The organism is Streptomyces venezuelae, from assembly GCF_008642275.1.
Classification (GTDB): domain Bacteria; phylum Actinomycetota; class Actinomycetes; order Streptomycetales; family Streptomycetaceae; genus Streptomyces; species Streptomyces venezuelae_E.
Genome location: NZ_CP029189.1, coordinates 4611666 through 4627471, shown reverse-complemented (window position 1 = coordinate 4627471; position 15806 = coordinate 4611666). Strand labels below are relative to the sequence as shown.

Below are 15806 nucleotides of genomic sequence, written 5' to 3'. Positions count from 1 at the left end.
GCCTAACGTCGAAGCATGCCTCCCGTTCATACCGGGGCACCCGTCATCCCGGGTGCCTCCACCCCGTCGTCCCCCGCACCGCAGCCCCTCTCCCCCGGCCGCCCCGGCTACCGCCGGATGAGCCTCGCGCTCTTCGCCGCCGGACTCGCGACCTTCGCCCTCCTCTACTCCACCCAGGCGCTGTTGCCCGCGATCTCCGCCGGCTTCGGGGTGACGGCGGGCCAGGCCAGCTGGACGGTGTCCGCGGCCACCGGCGCGCTCGCGCTGTTCGTCCTCCCGCTGAGCGCCCTGTCCGAGCGCTTCGGCCGCACCCGGATGATGACGTACTCGATGGTGATCGCCGTCGGCGTCGGCCTGCTGGTGCCGTTCGCGCCGAACGTCGAGTGGCTGGTGGCGCTGCGCGCCGTGCAGGGTGCGGCGATCGCCGGGATCCCGGCCTCCGCGATGGCGTACCTGGCGGAGGAAGTGAAGCCGAAGGCCCTGGTGGCGGCGATCGGCCTGTTCGTGGCGGGGAACTCGATCGGCGGCATGAGCGGTCGCCTCGTGACCGGCTGGGCCGCACAGCTGTGGGGCTGGCGGGCGGGCCTGCTGGCCGTCGCCCTGATGGCGCTGGCGTGCGCCGTGGCCTTCCTGGTGCTGCTGCCGAGGGCGCGGTTCTTCCGCCCGGCGTCGCTGAACCCGCGCGCGGTGGGCCGTACCGTCGCCGGTCATCTGCGTGATCCGCTGCTGCTGCGCCTGTACGGGATCGGCGCGCTGTTCATGACGGTCTTCGGGGCGGTCTACACCGTGATCGGCTACCGCCTGGTGGACGAGCCGTTCTCGCTCGGGCAGGGAGTGGTCGGGTCGATCTTCCTGATCTACCTGGTCGGTACGGTCTCCTCGGCCGCCGCGGGCAAGCTGGTGGCCCGTACCGGACGGCGCGGCGCGCTGTACCTGGCCGTGACGACCACGGCGCTCGGACTGCTGCTGTCGCTGTCCGACTCCCTGGTCGCGATCGTGCTCGGGCTGGTCCTGATCACCGCGGGCTTCTTCGCGGGGCACGCGGTGGCTTCGGCCGCGGTGAGCCGGACGGCGAAGACCGGCCGGGCGCAGGCCTCGGCGCTCTACCAGTCGGCGTACTACCTCGGCTCCAGCGCGGGCGGCACCCTGGGCGCCCTCGCCTACCACTCGGCGGGCTGGGCGGCCACGGTCGGCATCGCACTGCTGGCAGTGCTGGGCGTCGTGTCGATCACCCTGTACGGGTCGCACGCGGCGCGTGCCGAGCGGCGGATGCCGGCGTCGGCCGTGGGCGCGCGCTGACGAAATCTACGCTCCGCCTACGAGCAACCCCTGCTGGTTTTCCGGGCATTCAACACGGAGGACGATGCACGATGCCGTGCGAGCAGGGGAGGACCGGATGGGTACGAGGATCGGGGTGCGGGCGGCGGTGCTGGGCGGGGCGTTCGCGCTGGCGCTGCCGGTGGTGGTCGCGGGAGGCGGGGCGGCGCAGGCCGCCGCCTCCTGCAACCTCACCACCGGGCCGTACCAGCGGCAGGTCGAACAGTTCCTGGGGCGGCCGGTGGACGGCAGGCAGTCGGCGGCGGACTGCACGGCGATCCGCTCCTTCCAGGCGAGCCACGGCATCACCCCGACGCAGGGCTACGCCGGCCCGCTGACCTGGCAGACGATGAGCACGATGCTCGCCCAGCGGGCGGCCGGCACCACCCCGAACCGGTCGGGCGACTGCCCGGTGAACCGGGGGCGGATCGCCTGCGTCGACCTGACGCGGCAGCTCAGCTGGATCCAGGACGGCGCCACCCTGACGTACGGGCCCGTGCCGGTCCGCACCGGCAAGGACGGCACGGAGACCCGGACCGGCCTGAAGAAGATCTACTACCGGAACATCGACCACTGGTCGACGCTCTACGACGTCTCGATGCCGTACGCGCAGTTCTTCGACGGCGGCATCGCCTTCCACTCGACCACCAAGAGCATGTGGAACCCGCCCGGTTCGGGCGGCTGCGTGAACATGCGCTCCGCCGACGCGAAGGCGTACTGGAACCTGCTGGGGCAGGGCGAGGACGTCTACGTGTACGGCCGCAAGCCCGGGACCTAGGCCGGGACCTAGCGCGTGGCGGCGGGTACGGGCGGGGCGGCGAGGTGGTCCAACCGGCGCAGGGCGGAGCGGCGTTGCACGAGGGCCAGACCCGTCACCGCGGCGCCGAGGGCCAGCCAGCCGGCCGGGCCGGCCGCCATGACCGCGCCGGTGAGCAGCAGCGGGCCCGCGGACTTCTGGACGGACTGGGCCATGCCGGCCACCCCGAGGTACGAGGCGCGCGCCTCCTGCGGCGCGAGGGAGACCGCCAGTTCCCAGGAGCTCACCGAGCGCATCAGCTCCGCCGCGGTGGCCAGCACGGCGGCGGCGAGCAGGGCCAGTGCGGCGGCCCAGGCCCCGCCCGCGGGGGCGGCGGCCAGGAAGGCGCAGCAGGCGAGCGTCGTGAGGCCGTACAGGGCGACGGCGCCCGCGGCCTGACGGGCGTCGCGGACCCGCGCCGACACCCGGAGCTGCAGGGCGACGACGAGCACGGTGTTGAGGACCAGGAAGGCCGGGATCAGGGCGTGCGGGGCCGCGGTGTGGCCGACCAGCCACAGCGGCAGGCCGACGGCGAGGATCGAGTCGTCCAGGTTCATCGGGACGTCCAGCAGGACGAAGCGCAGGTAGCCGCGGTCCCGCCAGGGGCTGGGCCCGGCCTTCGCGGGGCCTTCCTGCGCCCCGGGCCGGGCGGCCACGAGCCCGCGGCCGCGGGGCTCCCGGGTGCGCCACACCAGGGCCGCGGCCACGAGGAACGACAGCGCGTTCGCCAGGATCAGCACCTGGTAGGCACCCCGGGTGCCGACGGCGAGGCCGACGGCGGCCAGGCCCGCGCCGAGGGCGTATCCGGCGTTCGCGGCGCTGCGCGACAGCGCCTGGTAGGTGGAGCGCCGTTCGCCCGCGACCCTGGTGGCGAAGAGCATCTCCAGCGTCTTGGCCGCCCGGTCTCCCAGGTGGGTGACGGCGAACAGGAGCAGCAGCAGGGCGAAGTCGGTGACCACCAGCAGCACGCACAGGGCTCCGAGGCGGATCAGGTGGCAGCCGATCAGCAGGGTGCGCACCTGGAAGCGGTCGGCGAGGTGGCCCGCCAGCGGCGAACCGGCGATGCCCGCCACTGCGGCCGCGCCCAGCAGCAGGCCCAGCCGCCCGGCGTCGAGACCGACGACGAAGGTGAAGTAGAGGACGGAGGACGCGGCCCACACGCCGGTGCCCGCCCGGTCCAGCGCCTGGGTGAGCAGCATGATCCGTGCGTCACGGCCGCCGGGCGGCCGGCGCAGTTGCGCCAGCAGACCGCCGTCCCCCTGCCCTGCTGTCCGGATCCGCCCGCCGTACCGCATCCCAGTCCCCCGTCGACCGCGCCCACCGTCATGTATCTCGACGTCGAGATACATGACGGAAGACTGCCGGAGATTAATCTTGACGTCAAGAAACTTGATGACGACATATGTGGGCGCTCAGCGCTTCCGGCTGCCGTTGTCAGACCCCTCCGGTAGGTTCCGAAGGAGTGGAACGAGCAGGGGGACGGACGGACATGAGCGATCTCACCACCACGGACATGGACCTCGACACGGCCATGGACCGGTACCGGGTCGAGCTCACCGGCTACTGCTACCGGATGCTCGGCTCGTCCTTCGACGCCGAGGACGCGGTGCAGGACACGTACGTCCGCGCCTGGCGCAGCTACGAGAAGTTCGAGGGCCGCTCCTCGCTGCGTTCGTGGCTGTACCGGATCGCCACCAACGTCTGCCTGGACCTGCTGAACGCCGGGAACAAGCGGGCCCGCCCGATGGACCTGAGCGCCCCGCAGCACCAGGCCTCCGCCGTGCTCAACGAGCGCCCCGAGGTGACCTGGCTGGAGCCGGTCCCCGACGGGCGGGTGCTGCCGCAGACCGCCGACCCGGCGGAGATGGCGCTGGCGAAGGAGTCCGTACGGCTGGCCTTCGTGGCCGCGCTCCAGCACCTGCCGGCCAAGCAGCGGGCGGTGCTCATCCTGCGCGAGGTGCTGGCCTGGAAGGCCGACGAGGTGGCCCGGCTCCTGGAGACCACGACGGCCTCGGTGAACAGCGCCCTCCAGCGGGCGCGGGCCACGCTCGCCGGGCAGTCGCTGCGCGACAGCGACCCGGCCGATCCGCTGGACGCGGACCAGGCCAAGCTGCTGGAGCAGTACCTCTCCGCCTTCGAGGCCTACGACATCTCGCGGCTCACCACCCTGCTCCACGAGGACGCGGTGCTCTCGATGCCGCCCTTCGACCTGTGGCTCCGGGGCCACGAGGACATCGCGGCCTGGCACCTCAACCAGGGCATCGGCTGCAAGGGCTCCCGCCTGGTCCCGACGACGGCGAACGGCATGCCGGCCTTCGGCCAGTACCGCCCGCGCGAGGACGGGAAGCCGGGGCACACCCCGTGGGCCCTGCAGGTGCTGGAGATCTCAGACGGAAAGATCGTCGGGCTCAACGCCTTCCTGGACACCGCGCGGTGGTTCCCGCTGTTCGGCCTCCCCGAGCAGCTCGACGAGGCCGACGAGGTCCAGCAGGGCGCGTAGGGTGGGCCCGGCCCCGCTCACCGACAGCGGCCGCCCCCGGGCGGCCAGCCGCAGCCGGGCCAGCACCTCGACGGCGCCCAGCCCCGGCGCGGTCACGGCCCGCGCGTCGCACTCCACCGCGCGCGCCCCGCCCTCGTACAGCCGGGCCAGGCGCTCGCACAGCCCCGCTGCGTCGTGGGCGGTCGGTGCGGGTCCGGGAAGCACAAGTCGTTGGATCTCCACGAGAGGGTGACTCCCCCGGCCACCGGAAGTCATCGCGGGCCCCCACAATGACGCGATGACGCACACGAACCGGCCCGCCTACTGGGACCCGATGCCCACCGCACGGCGGCTCATGGAGACCACCCCCTACTTGGAGCGCCGGATACTCGGCGGCCGCTGGGAGGACCGGAACTGGCGCAACGTGCCCGGCCCGTTCTACGCCGGCGCGACCGACGAGATGGCCCTCGGGCGCTTGGACGCCCCCCACCGGGACTTCATCGCCCACATCGACGACGGCCTGGAGTCCTACCTGCGCGGCTACCTGTTCTGGCTGGAGCAGCGGCGTGAACCGCAGCCGGGCGAGGCCCTGCCGGTGCTCTGAGCCGGGTCAGGGGCGGGGGTAGCCGAAGGTGTCGAGGACGAGGTCGAACGGCTCGGGAAGGTGGACGGCCTCGCCGAACTTGCCCTCGTGCAGAAGGCGGTACTGGCCACCGCTCGGCTCGCCGTACAGGTAGATGGTGGGACTGCCCTTCGTGTGCGGGTCGATGAGCAGGTACAGCGGGATGCCCGCCGCGGCGTATCCCTTGAGTTTGGACACGCGGTCGTTGACGGCGTTCGACTTGGAGGTGACTTCGACGACGAGCTCGGCGGCGGCTGCGGGAACGAAGTTCTCACCTCCCGGAACGTCTTCCCTGGGAACGACCACGAGGTCCGGGACGTAGAGTCCGCTACGGCTGGGCACGGCCACGTTGAGGGTTTGGAAGACGTCCCAGTCGTCAGGGATCACGGTGTACAGGCAGCGCTGCACGGACTCCGCAATCAAGTTGTGGTCGTTGACGAGCGGTGGTGCCACGGTGACGATCCCCTCGATGATCTCCACCTTGCAGCCCTCGGGCCAGTCCGTCTCCTCCCAGAGGCGGACGAGGCCCTCCCAGCTGTCGCCACCCCGCGGCGCCTGCTGGACGGTGAGTGCGCTCATGGTGTGCTCCTCAATCGGTTCGTCACCGATCCCAGCATGCCGAACGGGACCGGCGGGGGTCCACCGGTCCCGTTCACCCGAAGGGGAAGCCGCAGGTCAGGCGATGCGGTCCAGGACGATCGGCGTGGCGGAGAAGGCCGTGCCCGCCGGAGCGACGTCGTACGTGCCCGCCAGGGAGGCGAGGGCGTAGTCGAACTTCTCCGGGGTGTCCGTGTGCAGGGTCATCAGCGGCTGGCCGGCCGTGACGGTGTCGCCCGGCTTGGCGTGGAGCTCGACGCCCGCGCCCGCCTGCACCGGGTCCTCCTTGCGTGCGCGGCCGGCGCCCAGGCGCCAGGCGGCGACGCCGACCCCGTACGCGTCCAGGCGGGTCAGGACGCCCGACTCGGGGGCCGTCACCACGTGCTGCTCGCGGGCGACCGGGAGGGTCGCGTCCGGGTCGCCGCCCTGGGCCGCGATCATCCGGCGCCAGTGGTCCATCGCGGAACCGTCGGCGAGGGCCTTCGCCGGGTCGGCGTCCTTGATGCCCGCCGCGTCCAGCATCTCCTTGGCCAGCGCGATGGTCAGCTCGACCACGTCGGCGGGGCCTCCGCCGGCGAGGACCTCGACCGACTCGCGGACTTCGAGGGCGTTGCCGGCGGTCAGGCCGAGCGGGGTGGACATGTCGGTGAGCAGCGCGACGGTCTTGACGCCCGAGTCGGTGCCGAGGCCGACCATGGTGCGGGCCAGCTCGCGGGCGTCCTCGATGTTCTTCATGAAGGCGCCGGTGCCGACCTTGACGTCCAGGACGAGCGAGCCGGTGCCCTCGGCGATCTTCTTCGACATGATCGAGGAGGCGATCAGCGGGATGGCCTCGACCGTGCCGGTGACGTCGCGCAGCGCGTAGAGCTTCTTGTCCGCGGGGGCCAGGCCGTCGCCGGCCGCGCAGATGACCGCGCCGGTGGTGTCCAGGACGTGCAGCATCTCCTCGTTGGAGAGCAGCGCGCGCCAGCCGGGGATGGACTCCAGCTTGTCGAGGGTGCCGCCGGTGTGGCCGAGGCCGCGGCCCGACAGCTGGGGCACGGCCGCGCCGCACGCGGCGACGAGCGGCGCGAGCGGGAGGGTGATCTTGTCGCCGACGCCGCCGGTGGAGTGCTTGTCGGCGGTCGGGCGGGCCAGGGAGTCGAAGTTCATGCGCTCGCCGGAGGCGATCATCGCCGCGGTCCAGCGGGCGATCTCGGTCCGGTTCATGCCGTTGAGCAGGATGGCCATCGCCAGCGCCGACATCTGCTCGTCGGCCACGACACCGCGGGTGTAGGCGTCGATGACCCAGTCGATCTGCTCGGGGCTCAGCTCACCGCGGTCCCGCTTGGTCCGGATGACGGAGATGACGTCCATGAGGTGCTTCCTTCTACGCGCATAGAGAGAGGGAGGAGAGGGGATCAGGGAACGGAAGTGAGACGGCCCTCCGCCCCGGCAGGGGCGAAGGGCCGTCGGCACGGCTATCTCAGGTGACCGGGCCCGAAGGCCTGCGGCAGCATCGCCGCCAGGGGGAGGATCCCGTCCGGGGTCTCCACCAGCAGCTCTTCGCCGCCGAACTCGTAGAGCAGCTGGCGGCAGCGGCCGCACGGGACGAGGATCTCGCCCTTGCCGTCCACGCACGTGAAGTGCGTGAGGCGGCCTCCGCCCGTGGCCTGGAGGGAGGAGACCAGCCCGCACTCGGCGCACAGGCCCAGCCCGTAGCTGGCGTTCTCGACGTTGCAGCCGGTCACGACGCGGCCGTCGTCCACGAGGGCGGCGACTCCGACCGGGAAGCCCGAGTACGGGGCGTACGCCCGGGTCATCGCTTCCCGGGCGGACGTCCGCAGGACTTCCCAGTCCACCGTCGGGCCGGAGGTCACTTGCCCTGACCCTTGCGGTACGGCATGCCGTCCGCCTTGGGCATCCGCAGGCGCTGCGCCGACAGGGCGAGCACGAGCAGCGTGGTCAGGTACGGGGCTGCGTCCACGAACTGGCTCGGCACCGAGTCCGTCGTCGCGTACCAGAGGAACAGCAGCGCCGCGAAGGCGGCCGCGACACCGGCCTGGATGTACTTCTTCTTGTACAGCTGCCAGACGCAGACGATGACCAGCAGGATCGCGATCAGCAGCAGCATCGCGTGGACGTTCTCGGCACCACCGCGCAGCTTGAGGCTGTCGATGAAGCCGAAGAGGCCGGCGCCCATCGCCATGCCGCCCGGCATCCAGTTACCGAAGATCATCGCGGCGAGACCGATGTAGCCGCGGCCGCCGGTCTGGCCCTCCTGGTAGATGGGGCTGGCGACCTCGGACAGGTACACGCCACCGAGGCCCGCGAGGGCGCCCGAGACGATCACGGCGATGTACTTGTACTTGTAGACGTTGACGCCGAGCGACTCGGCGGCGATCGGGTTCTCACCGCAGGAGCGCAGGCGCAGACCGAAGGAGGTCCGCCACAGCACCCACCAGGTGGCGGGGATCAGCAGCAGGGCCACGATGGTCAGCAGCGAGATCTCGGTGACCAGACCGCCGATGACGCCGGCGAGGTCCGACACGAAGAACCAGTGCTTGCCCTGGAGGTCGGCCATCCAGTCCGACAGGCCAGGAATGGTGATCTTGGTGATCGGCTCGACCTGCGGGGACTGCTTGGAGGAGCCGCCCGGGGCGTCGGCGAACGTGAAGTTCGACAGGTACTGGGTGAAACCGAGCGCCAGGATGTTGATGGCCACACCGGAGACGATGTGGTTGACGTTGAAGGTGACCGTGATGATCGCGTGCAGCAGGCCGCCGACGGCGCCGCCGGCGATGCCGACGAGCACACCGGTCCACGGGCCCCACTGGTAGCCGGCCCAGGCACCGAACCAGGTGCCGAGGATCATCATGCCTTCGAGGCCGATGTTGACCACACCGGCGCGCTCGGCCCACAGGCCGCCGAGGCCGGCGAGGCCGATCGGCACGGCGAGGGAGAGGGCGCCGGAGACCTGGCCGACGGAGGTCAGGTCGTTGGCCCCGGAGATCAGGCGGACCACGGAGACGAGCGCGAGGGCGCCCGCGATGATCAGCAGGATCCAGGGAAGGGTGAGCTTCTTGCGGCCGCCCGGCGCGGGTGCCGTCTTCTTCGTGGATACGGTGCTGGCGCTCACGCCGCGACCTCCTTCTCGGTCTTCATGGCGTGGCCCGCGGCCAGTTCCTCGCCGACCTTCTGCTGCTGGCGGCGGATGCCGTAGCGGCGGATGAGCTCGTAGGAGACGACCACGGCGATCACGATCAGGCCCTTCATGATCGTGCCGATCTCCTTGGCGTAGCCGGCCGTGTCGAGACCGGCGGACGCCTTGTCGATGAAGGCCATCAGGAGGGCGGCGAAGAGCATGCCTACGGGGCTGTTACGACCGAGCAGGGCGATGGTGATGCCGGTGAAGCCGACGCCCAGGGGGAAGACGAGGGTGTACGTGTGGCTCTCGCCGAGCAGCACCGGCATGCCGGAGAGACCGGCGACGGCACCGGAGATGAGCATCGCGGTGATGATCATCTTCTTGGAGTCGACACCGGAGGCCGCCGCGGCGGACTCGCTCGCGCCGCTGGCGCGCAGGTCGAAGCCGAAGCGGGTGCGGTTGAGCACGAACCAGTAGACGACGCCGAGGGCGAAGGCGATGAAGGTGAAGCCGTAGATCTCGCCCGAGTCGCCCATGGAGAGCGCCGGGAACCAGCCGGACTGGGCGATCTCGCCGGTGGTGAGGTCGTTGGACCCCTCGACCTGGACGCCGAGGTTCTTCGGCAGGAGCAGCCAGGCGATGAGGCTGGTCGCGATGGCGTTCAGCATGATCGTCGAGACGACCTCGCTGACCCCGCGCTTGGCCTTCAGGACGCCCGCGATACCGGCCCAGGCGGCGCCCGTCAGCATCGCGACGAGCACGATCAGCAGGATGTGCAGCGGGCCGGGCAGCGCGATGGCGCCACCGACCACGGCGGAGATCATCGCGGCGAGGCGGTATTGGCCGTCGACGCCGATGTTGAAGAGGTTCATCCGGAAGCCGATGGCTACGGCCAGGGCTGCCAGGTAGTAGGTGCCGGCCTGGTTGACGATGAGGACCTGGATGTCCTCGTAGCCGCCGTTCTCGACCATGATGCGCAGCGGCTCGATCGGGTTGATGCCCGTCGCCGCCAGCACGATCATGGTCAGTGCGAACGCGCTGACCAGCGCGAGCAGGGGCCCGGCGATGGCGATCATCAGCCGGTCCTTGTCGAATGTCTTCATCGGGCCTCGTCCTCCGTCGTGTCACCGTCGGCAGCGGCGGAGTGGTTGTCGGTTGCTTCCAGGTGCCCCGAAGCGGCGCCCGTCATGGCGGTACCGAGCTCCTCGGGGGTGACGGTCGCGGGGTCGGCGTCCGCGACCAGGCGGCCTCGGTAGATCACGCGCAGGGTGTCGGACAGGCCGATGAGCTCGTCCAGGTCGGCGGAGATCAGCAGCACGGCCAGTCCCTCACGACGGGCCTCGCGGATCGCGTCCCAGATCTGCGCCTGCGCGCCGACGTCCACACCGCGGGTGGGGTGGGCGGCGATGAGGAACTTCGGGTTGTGGCTCATCTCGCGGCCGACGATCAGCTTCTGCTGGTTGCCGCCGGAGAGCGAGGCCGCGGTGACGTCGATGCCGGGCGTGCGGACGTCGTACTCGCGCACGATCCGCTCGGTGTCCTTGCGGGCCGCCTTCGGGTCGAGGATGCCCTTCTTGGAGTTGGGCGCCTCGGTGACGTGGCCGAGGATCCGGTTCTCCCAGAGCGGGGACTCCAGCAGCAGGCCGTGACGGTGGCGGTCCTCGGGGATGTAGCCGATTCCGCCCTCGCGGCGCTTGCGCACGGAGGTCTTGGTGATGTCCGCGCCGTCCAGGGTGATCACGCCCGCAGCGGGGTGGATCATGCCCATGAGGGCCTCGATCAGTTCCGTCTGGCCGTTGCCCTCGACACCGGCGATGCCGAGGATCTCGCCCTTGTGGATGGTGAGGCTGATGTCGTCGAGCAGCCGACGGCCGACCTCGGCGCCCTCGCGCACGACGGAGTCCGTCGGCATGACGAACCGCGCCGAGGTCTCGGGGGCGAGAGCGACGACTCCGGTCTCAAGGACGGTCAGGCCCTCCACCTTCAGCATCGGAACGTCCGTGACGGTCGACTCCCGGGTCTCCGGCGACGGCAGCTCCGCACCGACCATCAGCTCGGCGAGCTGCTTGGGGGTGGCGGTCTTCGGGTCGGCGGTGCCGACCGTGGTGCCGCGGCGGATGACGGTGATGTCGTCGGCGACCTTCAGGACCTCGCCCAGCTTGTGCGAGATGAAGATGACGGTCAGGCCCTCGGACTTGAGCTCGCGCAGGTTGTCGAAGAGTGCGTCCACCTCCTGCGGCACGAGCACGGCGGTCGGCTCGTCGAGGATGAGGATCTTCGCGCCGCGGTAGAGGACCTTGAGGATCTCCACGCGCTGGCGGTCGGCGACACCGAGGTCCTCGACGAGGGCGTCGGGACGCACGCCGAGGCCGTACGCGTCCGAGATCTCCATGATCTTCTTGCGGGCCTTGGCACCGATGCCGTACAGCTTCTCGCCGCCGAGAACGATGTTCTCCAGGACGGTGAGGTTGTCGGCGAGCATGAAGTGCTGGTGCACCATGCCGATGCCGCGGGCGATGGCGTCGCCGGGGGTGCTGAAGGTGACCTGCTCCCCGTCGATGGCGATGGTGCCCTCGTCCGGCTTCTGCATGCCGTAGAGGATCTTCATCAGAGTCGACTTGCCGGCGCCGTTCTCACCGATCAGGGCATGGACCGTGCCCTTGCGGACGGTGATCGCGATGTCCTTGTTGGCGACGACGCCGGGGAAGCGCTTTGTGATGCCGTGCAGTTCTACGGCGAGGGGCGGGCTGGACGCGTTGATGACGCACTCTCCTTGGCGCGGAAGGAGCGGAAGGCAGGGGGGACAGGGCGGGGAGAGAAAGTATCGCGTCCACGATGCTTCTACGCGCGTAGCACTGTCGGAAGTGAAAACTTGCGGCCAGGCGGCCACGTGGTCACAGACTAACGATCACAGAACGAGGCTCGGGGCCCGGGAGCGATGTCGACCGCTTCCCGGACCCCGTAGACCAGGACTACATGTCAGGAACGGCCTTACGGCGCGGTCTTGACGGTGATCTTCTTGGCGATGATGTCGGCCTTGGCCTTCTCCACCGCGGCGACGACGTCAGCCATCTCCTTGTACTTCGGGTTGGAGTCGGCCAGGCCGACGCCGTCCTTGTCCAGGCCGTAGCGGATCTCACCGGTGGTCGGCTTGCCGTCCTCGACCGACTTGATCAGGTTGAAGACCGAGTCCTCGACGTCCTTGGTGACCGAGGTCAGGATCGAGTCCTTGTACTTCGCCAGACCGGCCTGGTTGTACTGGTCGGAGTCGACGCCGATGGCCCACTTGCCCTTGGAGGAAGCGGCCTCGATGGCACCCGAACCGGCGAGACCGGCAGCGGCGTAGACCACGTCGGCGCCGCCCGCGTCGAGCTGGCCCAGCGCGGCGGCCTTGCCGAGGTCGGGCTTGGCGAAACCGTCGAAGTTCGGCGGCTGCGTCAGGTACGCGGAGAGCACCTTGGCGTTCGGGTTGGTGTCCTTGACGCCCTGGGTGAAGCCCGCCTCGAACTTCTTGATCAGCGGAACCTCGACACCGCCGATGAAGCCGACCGTGCCGGTCTTGGACGCCTTGGCGGCGGCGACGCCGGCCAGGTAGGAGCCCTGCTCCTCGTTGAAGACGAGGTTGGCGATGTTCGGGCCGGTCACCGAGGTGTCGTCGATGATGCCGAACGTGGTGTTCGGGAACTTCGGCGCGACCTTCTTGATGGCCGGGGCGTAGGCGAAGCCGACGCCGATGACCGGGTTGTTGCCCTTACGGGCCAGCTCGGTGAGGCGCTGGACCTTGTCGGCCTCGCCCTCACCGTCGGTGGGCTCCGCCTCGGCGGTCTTGACCTTCAGGTCCGTTTCGGCCTTCTTCAGGCCGGCGTAGGCGGCGTCGTTGAACGACTGGTCGCCGCGGCCACCGATGTCGTACGCGATGGCTGCGGACTTCTGACCCGACTCCGAGGGGGAGGCCGAGGCGTCCGACGACTTCTTTCCGCCACAGGCGGTGGCCGAGAGGGCCAGCGCCGCGGACGCGATGCCCACGGTGGCGATCCTGGTGATCCGGCGCAAGGGGAGGCTCCTTCAAAACCTGACCGAAGCGCCACGACCGGCGCTGGTTTCGCGGCGATCGTAACGCGCGTAGATGTCAGTTAAAGGCCCGTTCATGAGTCGTTATCGGATCGTCGCGAACCGGACAGTGACCGATTGGTAACTCCTTCCGTGCCCAGCCCTTGTGTACCAAGGGCTGGACACGCCCGCCGGGAGTCCCGCGGATGCTGTAAGGAGTGCGGTCCTGACGGCTATCTTCCGGCCACGGCCCGACGCCCGTCGATCAGTGCGGCGGCCGTGAAGAACTCCACGCCGACGCCGATCGCGGACTCGTCCACGTCGAAGTCACCGCGGTGCAGATCACGCTTGGCGGTGTCACCGGGCTTGCGGACCCCGAGCCGGGCCATCGCGCCCGGAACGTGCTCCAGGTACCAGGAGAAGTCCTCCCCGCCCAGGCTCTGCTCCGTGTCCTCGACCGAGTCCGCTCCGCAGCGGACCCCCATCGCCTCGCGCAGCAGCTCCGTGATCACCGGGTCGTTGACCACCGGGGGCACCCCGCGCACGTGGTTGATCTCGAACTTGGCCCCGTGCATGGTCGCGATCTCGTCGATCGCCGCGTGGATCATGTCCGGCGCCTCGTGCCAGGCGTTCAGGTCCAGGCAGCGCACGGTTCCCGAGAGCTCGGCGTGCATCGGGATGACGTTGCACGCGTGCCCGGCCTCGATCCGGCCCCACGTGACGGACATGCCCGAGCGGGCGTCCATCCGGCGGGCCAGCAGGGCCGGGGCGTCGACGGCCACCCGGGCGGCGGCCGTCACCAGGTCGGTGGTCAGATGCGGCCGCGCGGTGTGCCCGCCGGCGCCGGAGAGGGTGACCTCCAGCCGGTCACAGGCCGAGGTGATGGGGCCGGCCCGCAGCCCGATGCGCCCCGCGTCGACCCGGGGGTCGCAGTGCACGGCGACGATCCGGCCGACCCCGTCCAGGACGCCGGACTCGATGGCGTCGGTGGCGCCGCCCGGGAGCACCTCCTCCGCGGGCTGGAAGAGCAGCCGCACGGGGCGGGGCAGCAGCCCCTGCCGGTCGAGCTCGGCGAGGACCAGGCCGGCGCCGAGGACCACCGAGGTGTGCACGTCGTGGCCGCAGGCGTGGGCGCGGTCCGCGAAGGTCGATCGGTACGAGACGTGCGTCTTGGCATCCGGGATGGGCAGGGCGTCGATGTCCGCGCGCAGGGCCAGCATCGGCCGGCCCCCGTCCCACGTGCCCACGTCACAGATCAGGCCCGTGCCGGACTTCAGCACCCGTGGTCGCAGGCCGGCTTTCTCCAACCGGGCCTTGATCGCCGCGGTGGTCCGGAATTCCTGGTGTCCGAGCTCCGGGTGCATGTGCAAGTCCCGGCGGAAGGCGATCAGTTCGGTACGCAGGTGGTCCGGAAGCTTGCCGGGCAGCTCGGGCCGGTCGGACGCGGCGGGCTGGGCGGTCTGGGACTCGCGGGACATCAACTGGTTCACCCGTTGAAGGGTAGGCCCACGGACGGGTCAACTGGCCGGGGATCACGAAAAGTTCATGCCGTTAGGGGAAAGAAACCCGACCTCTGGACGCATGACCGGATGCGCCCGGGGGTAAACTCGCGCGCTCATCAGGCCGTGGGAGCCGCCTGCGCAGGCAGTCTGCGCACATCACGGGCGGTGTCGGTGACCCCCGCGAGGAAGGTGCGGGCGCGCGGGGGGGCGGACCCGGTGAGCCAGGCGGGGTCCACATCGCACACGGCGACCGTGACGCCGGTGCCGGTCAGGGCGTACGGCAGCGTGTGGACGACGGTGGACGGAAAGCTGACGATCGTCCGGCCGACCGGACCGCGCCGGGCGATCAGCTCCAGCGGCAGGTCCGGACGCACGATCTCCAGCCCCGTCACGCGGCTCAGGGCGCGCAGCTTCTCCGGGGACTCGCGGCGGTGGGCGAAGTAGCGGGTGGCTCCGTACTCCAGGGTCAGGGCGCGCACGGCGTCCAGATAGCGGTCCGGGTCCACCACCCCGGTCTCCACGAGCGAGGTGCCGACCAGGTCGGTGCCCTTGGTCAGCCGGGGCGGGCCGAACCGGGCGCGGGTCCAGGCGAAGTCGTTGACCCGCAGCGTCATCCCGCCGTGGGCGGTGACGGGCATCGAGCTGAACACCTCGACGCGGTGGCCGTGGTGCGCCGCCGGGGTGAAGCGGCGGCGCGCGGTCGCCGAGACGGGTGCGTACGCCAGCTCGCGGACCCGGCCGGGCAGACCGCCGCCGCCGGCCCGGTGCCACCGTACGAGGCGTTCACCGCGGGCGGTCTGGGCCATGAACTCCATGGTGGCGGTGCCGTCGTCGACCACCACGAGCTCCTCGGCCCGCACGAGGGTGAGCAGCAGCTGGACGTAGCGCGAGAACGGGTCGCCGACGACGACCGTACGCGCGGCACGTACGTCGCGCGCGAGCGCGGCGAGCGCCTTCAGCGGCGCGAGCCGGCTGCCGCGCGCCTCCTGCCACCGGACCTCGTGCCCCTCGTCCCGGGCCAGCGCGGCCACCCGGCGCAGCTGGCCGCGGGACATCGGGTCGGTGGGCGGCAGGACGACGATCCGCAGCGGGGAGTCCGCGCCCGCGGGGCGGGGGGCGGGGGGCGGGTCCCCGCCGCCGGCCCGGCGCCCCCGCTGGCGCGGGACGCCGTCCAGCTGCGGCTGCGCTCCGGGGCGCGCGTACGCCCACTCCAGCACGTTCAGGAGCTGGACCGGACTCTCGACGAACGCCAGGGCGGAGGCGGAAGGGGCGGCGGGGGCGGAGGGGGTCACCACGTACTCCTTGTCGGGGGCGGA

15 protein-coding genes are annotated in these 15806 nt (G+C 70.9%); 4 read left to right on the top strand and 11 right to left on the bottom strand.

What is annotated here, in order from left to right; translation table 11 throughout:
• Positions 1-15 precede the first annotated feature (15 nt).
• Together DEJ51_RS20650 and DEJ51_RS20645 are read left to right on the top strand one after the other, a co-directional pair.
• Positions 16-1299 carry an MFS transporter gene (locus tag DEJ51_RS20650; RefSeq protein ID WP_150258894.1) on the top strand — a complete coding sequence of 428 codons (1284 nt, stop codon included), beginning with the start codon at positions 16-18 and terminating at the stop codon, positions 1297-1299.
• 97 nt (positions 1300-1396) lie between these two features.
• Positions 1397-2095: a L,D-transpeptidase family protein gene (locus tag DEJ51_RS20645; protein ID WP_190620510.1), complete on the top strand. Its 699-nt coding sequence runs from the start codon at positions 1397-1399 to the stop codon at positions 2093-2095.
• A gap of 8 nt (positions 2096-2103) precedes the next feature.
• Here DEJ51_RS20645 and DEJ51_RS20640 read toward each other — a convergent pair whose 3' ends face one another.
• Complete coding sequence (locus tag DEJ51_RS20640; protein WP_352338167.1) at positions 2104-3312, bottom strand: MFS transporter; 1209 nt, start codon at positions 3310-3312, stop codon at positions 2104-2106.
• A 290-nt stretch (positions 3313-3602) separates the two neighbouring features.
• Between DEJ51_RS20640 and DEJ51_RS20635 the strand changes: the two genes are divergently transcribed.
• Positions 3603-4613, top strand: a complete 1011-nt coding sequence (locus tag DEJ51_RS20635; RefSeq protein ID WP_150258891.1) for a sigma-70 family RNA polymerase sigma factor — start codon at positions 3603-3605, stop codon at positions 4611-4613.
• On the opposite strand, the gene DEJ51_RS20630 is transcribed toward DEJ51_RS20635, so the two are convergent.
• The gene (locus tag DEJ51_RS20630) at positions 4500-4835 is read right to left on the bottom strand and encodes an STAS domain-containing protein (RefSeq protein ID WP_223835901.1); all 336 of its coding nucleotides are present in this window, start codon (positions 4833-4835) and stop codon (positions 4500-4502) included. The two genes, DEJ51_RS20635 and DEJ51_RS20630, sit on opposite strands and share 114 nt — an antisense overlap.
• Before the next feature lie 55 nt (positions 4836-4890).
• Here DEJ51_RS20630 and DEJ51_RS20625 point away from each other — a divergent pair, with 55 nt between their 5' ends.
• Positions 4891-5196: a hypothetical protein gene (locus tag DEJ51_RS20625; protein ID WP_223835900.1), complete on the top strand. Its 306-nt coding sequence runs from the start codon at positions 4891-4893 to the stop codon at positions 5194-5196.
• A 6-nt stretch (positions 5197-5202) separates the two neighbouring features.
• Here DEJ51_RS20625 and DEJ51_RS20620 read toward each other — a convergent pair whose 3' ends face one another.
• The 9 genes from DEJ51_RS20620 to DEJ51_RS20580 all read right to left on the bottom strand — a co-directional run bounded on the left by DEJ51_RS20620 (position 5203) and on the right by DEJ51_RS20580 (position 15782).
• Positions 5203-5793 carry a Uma2 family endonuclease gene (locus DEJ51_RS20620; protein ID WP_150258889.1) on the bottom strand — a complete coding sequence of 197 codons (591 nt, stop codon included), beginning with the start codon at positions 5791-5793 and terminating at the stop codon, positions 5203-5205.
• Positions 5794-5889: 96 nt separating this feature from the next.
• The gene (locus DEJ51_RS20615) at positions 5890-7167 is read right to left on the bottom strand and encodes a thymidine phosphorylase (protein WP_150258888.1); all 1278 of its coding nucleotides are present in this window, start codon (positions 7165-7167) and stop codon (positions 5890-5892) included.
• 104 nt (positions 7168-7271) lie between these two features.
• A complete protein-coding gene (locus DEJ51_RS20610) occupies positions 7272-7670 on the bottom strand; it encodes a cytidine deaminase (RefSeq protein ID WP_150258887.1) in 399 nt (132 codons plus the stop codon).
• Positions 7667-8929, bottom strand: a complete 1263-nt coding sequence (locus tag DEJ51_RS20605) for an ABC transporter permease (RefSeq protein WP_150258886.1) — start codon at positions 8927-8929, stop codon at positions 7667-7669. Before DEJ51_RS20605 ends, DEJ51_RS20610 begins: the two co-directional genes overlap by 4 nt.
• Entirely contained in the window at positions 8926-10041 is a 1116-nt protein-coding gene (locus DEJ51_RS20600) for an ABC transporter permease (protein ID WP_150258885.1), read from the bottom strand. The genes DEJ51_RS20605 and DEJ51_RS20600 overlap by 4 nt, the downstream gene beginning before the upstream one ends.
• The gene (locus tag DEJ51_RS20595) at positions 10038-11699 is read right to left on the bottom strand and encodes an ABC transporter ATP-binding protein (RefSeq protein WP_150262047.1); all 1662 of its coding nucleotides are present in this window, start codon (positions 11697-11699) and stop codon (positions 10038-10040) included. Before DEJ51_RS20595 ends, DEJ51_RS20600 begins: the two co-directional genes overlap by 4 nt.
• Positions 11700-11929: 230 nt before the next feature.
• Positions 11930-12991, bottom strand: coding sequence for a BMP family protein (locus DEJ51_RS20590; protein WP_150258884.1), 1062 nt, complete (start codon positions 12989-12991; stop codon positions 11930-11932).
• A 230-nt stretch (positions 12992-13221) separates the two neighbouring features.
• Positions 13222-14466: an amidohydrolase gene (locus DEJ51_RS20585; protein ID WP_150262046.1), complete on the bottom strand. Its 1245-nt coding sequence runs from the start codon at positions 14464-14466 to the stop codon at positions 13222-13224.
• A 140-nt stretch (positions 14467-14606) separates the two neighbouring features.
• Positions 14607-15782, bottom strand: a complete 1176-nt coding sequence (locus DEJ51_RS20580; protein ID WP_150258883.1) for a hypothetical protein — start codon at positions 15780-15782, stop codon at positions 14607-14609.
• Positions 15783-15806 lie beyond the last annotated feature (24 nt).

What these genes read in the sequence shown, in the direction of transcription:
- DEJ51_RS20650 (WP_150258894.1), top strand. Translation starts at nt 16, where the DNA reads ATGCCTCCCGTTCATACCGGGGCACCCGTCATCCCGGGTGCCTCCACC.
- DEJ51_RS20645 (WP_190620510.1), top strand. Translation starts at nt 1,397, where the DNA reads ATGGGTACGAGGATCGGGGTGCGGGCGGCGGTGCTGGGCGGGGCGTTC.
- DEJ51_RS20640 (WP_352338167.1), bottom strand. Translation starts at nt 3,312, where the DNA reads ATGCTGCTCACCCAGGCGCTGGACCGGGCGGGCACCGGCGTGTGGGCC.
- DEJ51_RS20635 (WP_150258891.1), top strand. Translation starts at nt 3,603, where the DNA reads ATGAGCGATCTCACCACCACGGACATGGACCTCGACACGGCCATGGAC.
- DEJ51_RS20625 (WP_223835900.1), top strand. Translation starts at nt 4,891, where the DNA reads ATGACGCACACGAACCGGCCCGCCTACTGGGACCCGATGCCCACCGCA.
- DEJ51_RS20620 (WP_150258889.1), bottom strand. Translation starts at nt 5,793, where the DNA reads ATGAGCGCACTCACCGTCCAGCAGGCGCCGCGGGGTGGCGACAGCTGG.
- DEJ51_RS20615 (WP_150258888.1), bottom strand. Translation starts at nt 7,167, where the DNA reads ATGGACGTCATCTCCGTCATCCGGACCAAGCGGGACCGCGGTGAGCTG.
- DEJ51_RS20600 (WP_150258885.1), bottom strand. Translation starts at nt 10,041, where the DNA reads ATGAAGACATTCGACAAGGACCGGCTGATGATCGCCATCGCCGGGCCC.
- DEJ51_RS20585 (WP_150262046.1), bottom strand. Translation starts at nt 14,466, where the DNA reads ATGTCCCGCGAGTCCCAGACCGCCCAGCCCGCCGCGTCCGACCGGCCC.